This window comes from Scytonema sp. PCC 10023, assembly GCF_963920835.1.
In the GTDB taxonomy this organism is placed as follows: Bacteria; Cyanobacteriota; Cyanobacteriia; order Cyanobacteriales; family Nostocaceae; genus Kalymmatonema.
This window is the reverse complement of sequence record NZ_CAWUDP010000232.1, coordinates 1-3,927: the sequence shown is the minus strand read 5'-3', so window position 1 is coordinate 3,927 and position 3,927 is coordinate 1. Positions and strand designations below refer to the sequence as shown.

At 48.4% G+C, this 3,927-nt stretch carries 1 protein-coding gene; it reads right to left on the bottom strand.

Features of this window, described 5'->3' with window-relative positions; genetic code table 11:
- A partial coding sequence (locus tag ACM0OZ_RS48090; RefSeq protein WP_414590032.1) for an amino acid adenylation domain-containing protein occupies nucleotides 1-3,927 on the bottom strand: 3,927 nt, incomplete at both ends.

Below are 3,927 nucleotides of genomic sequence, written 5' to 3'. Positions count from 1 at the left end.
TTCCCAGTACCGATGCCCAAATGTTTGCCAGTATTTCTTCTGTTGGCGTTCTGGGCGCGACAAAGTTGCGCTCTAGTTCGAGTTGCTCAAATGGTTTGGGTAGTGCTTTACGGTCGAGTTTACCATTGGGTGTCAGTGGTAGAGCATCAAGTGCCACGAAAGCACTCGGTATCATGTATTCTGGCAGCTTTTGTTTGAGAAAAGCGCGCAATTCGCTACTCTGTGGTGCTGGTTGCTCATTCGCTACTAAGTATGCGACCAATCTAGTAGCGCCCACCATCTCTTGTGTGGCGATGACCGCAGTTTGTCGCAGGTTTGGGTGTTGACTCAGAGCTGCCTCTATTTCTCCCAACTCTATGCGGAAACCACGGATTTTCACCTGATGGTCGATGCGACCGAGGTACTCAATATTGCCATCAGCTTTGTAGCGGACTAAATCCCCAGTTTTGTACAAGCGTTGACTCGATTTGTCAGGCGCAAAGGGGTTGGGAACAAATTTTTCTGCTGTCAATTCTGGACGGTTGAGGTAACCGCGTGCTAAACCCGCCCCAGAGATATACAACTCACCTGTCACTCCTACTGGTACTGGTTGCATCTGAGCATCCAGTATATACACCTGTGTGTTTGCAATCGGGCGACCAATCGAGGGTGTCCCAGTTGCTCCTTTTTCAACTAAGGCATATGTCGAGTAAGTCGTGTCTTCCGACGGTCCGTAGAGATTGAACACCTGTTGGATAGTTTCGTGTTCATATATCTTCTGTACAAGTTGATTTTGCAGCGCTTCACCAGCCAAGTTGACTGTTTGCACACTCGTCGGTATGCCGTCAATTCTGTGTAATTCCGCAATGGCAGAGGGTACGGTATTGATTAACGTTACTTCCCCAGATGCCGCCAAGGTGGGTAAATGCAAAGCATTTTGGGCTAAGATAACCTTGCCACCACAACTAAGAGGTACAAACAACTCGAACACTGAAAGGTCAAAGCAGATTGAGGTTGAAGCTAGAACCCCAGCACACTGTTGTGGAGTGAACACCTCTTGTGCCCAATGCACTAAGGTGACTGGGCTTTGATGTTCAATCGCCACTCCCTTGGGGTTTCCTGTAGAACCACTGGTGTAGATGACATATGCTAAGTTCTCAGGTGTCGCCTGACTGACACAATTGTCCGGGCTGTGTTCGGCAATTTCGTTCCACTCGGTGTCTAAAACTACCACACGTGCTTGGTGGAGGGGCAATTTCTCTACCAATTGCCCAGTTGTCAAAAGCACCGACGCCTGGGAATCGGACAGCATGAATGCTAAACGTGTACTCGGGTATGCTGGGTCTAATGGTACGTAAGCCCCACCCGCTTTGAGTATCCCCAGCAATGCCACTACCATCTCTATTGAACGTTCTACACACACACCGACCAACACTTCTGGTTTGACACCCAATGATTGTAAGTAGTGCGCTAGTTGATTGGCGCGTGTGTTTAATTCACTGTAGCTCAGGCGTTGCTCTTCAAATACTACTGCCACTGCATCCGGTGTCAACAGCACCTGTTGCTCAAATAAAGAGTGCAGACACAACTGTTGCGGGTAGGCGGCTTCGGTTTTGTTCCATTCCACCAGTATTTGATCTTGTTCGGTGGCAGTCAGTAGCGGTATATCTGATAGCTGTCGATCTGGATTGGCAATAATCCCTTCTAACAGGGTTTGAAAATGATCCGCCATGTGGGCGATCGCAGCAGTGTCAAAACGCTCAGTATCGTAGATGAACCGCAGCGACAATTGCACACCCGGCTGGGCAATGACTGTCAGTGGATAGTTAGTTCGCTCTATGGTACGAACATCACTGATGTCCAACTTTAAGGAGTTCTGTTGTAAAGCCCCATCTACCGGATAATTCTCAAATACCACGATGCTTTCAAACAATGGCACCCCGTGCGGCACATCACTGTGACGCTGAATCTGTACCAGTGGTGTGTACTCGTAAGTATTAATTTTTACCTGCTGCTTGTGTATTTGCTTAAGCTTTGGTAGAACTGTGTCCGAACCTTTGAATCCTACCCGCATCGGCAGGGTATTAATAAATAGCCCAACTATCGACTCCACACCTGTTATGGTGCCGGAACGACCTGAGACAGTCACGCCGAAAACCACGTCGGTTTCGCCACTGTATCGCCAGAGTAGTATTGCCCAAGCTGCTTGCACTAAGGTGTTTAACGTCAGTTGATATTTCCTTGCGAAAGACACTAGCGCTGTTGTTGCTGCACTTGATAGCGAAACAACCTGCTCGCTATAACTTTGTTGCGAACTAGACTTTTGCTGTGCTTTATCAACGACCAACGGCGTTGGTGCCGTCACACCCTGTAGTGTTTGTCGCCAAAATTCTTCGGCAACTTCTAAGTTCTGCTTCTGTAACCAGGCTATGTACTCCCGGTAGGAACGACTCGGTTGCAGTTGTAAATCTCGCCCCAAAGACTTTGCTTCGTAAAAGCGCAGCACTTCAAGGAATACCAACGGCAGTGACCATCCATCTATAAGTATGTGATGGTAACTCCACACAAATTGGTAGACATCCTCCGACATTTGAATCAGCACAAGGCGCATCAGTGGTGCCCTAGACAGCTGGAAGCCCCTCTGCTGCTCTTGTTCTATGAAAGTCGCCAGTTGTTGCTGCTGCTCATCCGCAGATAGCCCGATCCAACAATGGATCTCTAATGGTAGTTTCACCTGCCGATACACCACCTGTAACGGCACTTCTGAGTGTTCCCATGTGAAAGCAGTTCGCAAGACCACATGCCGCGCTATAACTTGCTGCCATGCAGCACCGAATGCCTCAACATCCAGATTTCCTGCAAAAGTACAGCTAAACTGCTGGCAATATACCCCTGGTTCTGAAGCATAAAGGGTGTGGAACAGCATCCCCTGCTGCACTGAGGATAAAGGATAGATATCGGCAATATTTTTCCAGTTGCTTGTGCTTATCCCTTGCGGGGGCACAATATTGCTCAACAATTGCTCAAGTACAACGTTGTTCAGTTGTGCTAGTGGAAAATCAGAAGGAGTGTAACCAAAAGCCTCAGGAGCCAAACAATGAGTAATGAGTGCGCGCAACGCTTGCAAAAACTCATCGGCTATACGCTCAATTGTGCTCTCATCGTGTAGATTCTCACTGTAAGTCCAATCGATTCGCAACTGAGAGCCGATGATGATGCTATTGACCTCAAGTAGATGGCTGCGGTGATTTCGGGGGCTACGGCTAGGACCGCTTGATTCACTTGCCAGCTTAAAAAGTGCACTTGTCTGTACAACGCCGTCAAATTGACCCAAATGGTTGAATACGACCTGGGCTTTTGGTTGTGCTTGGAGTTGGGCAACAGTATCTGCGTCCTCTAGTAGATACCGTAGCCAGCCATAGCTAATCCCTTGCTGCGGAATACGACGCAGTTGCTCTTTAATTGACTTTAACGCCTCTCCTGGATGGTCTGTTGCTTTGTGTACGACCACCGGAAAGATGGTGGTAAACCATCCCACAGTGCGTGAGACATTCACCGAATCCAAGAAATCTTCTCGTCCGTGTCCTTCCAAGTTGAACAGCACATGATTTGATTGCGTCCAATCGGCTAACACCTGCACCAAAGCTGTGAGCAACGCGTCATTGATTTGTGTGTTGTACGCTTTTGGCACTTCTTGCAGTAATGCACGCGTTTCTTCAACTGACAACGACAGCGACACTGTACGTGCAGATGCTTCGGTGTTTGCACCGCCTGGATAATCAACTGGGATATTCCCTACTTGCTCAAGTGATTGTAAGAGCCAAAAATCCCGGTGGTGTTGCAAATCTTGTGATTGTACATAGGAAAACTGCAGTTGCGCCCAATCTTTAAACGATGTGGTCTTGGGTGGCAGTTGTATCGCCCCACCCGCACTGAGTTGGCTGTAGG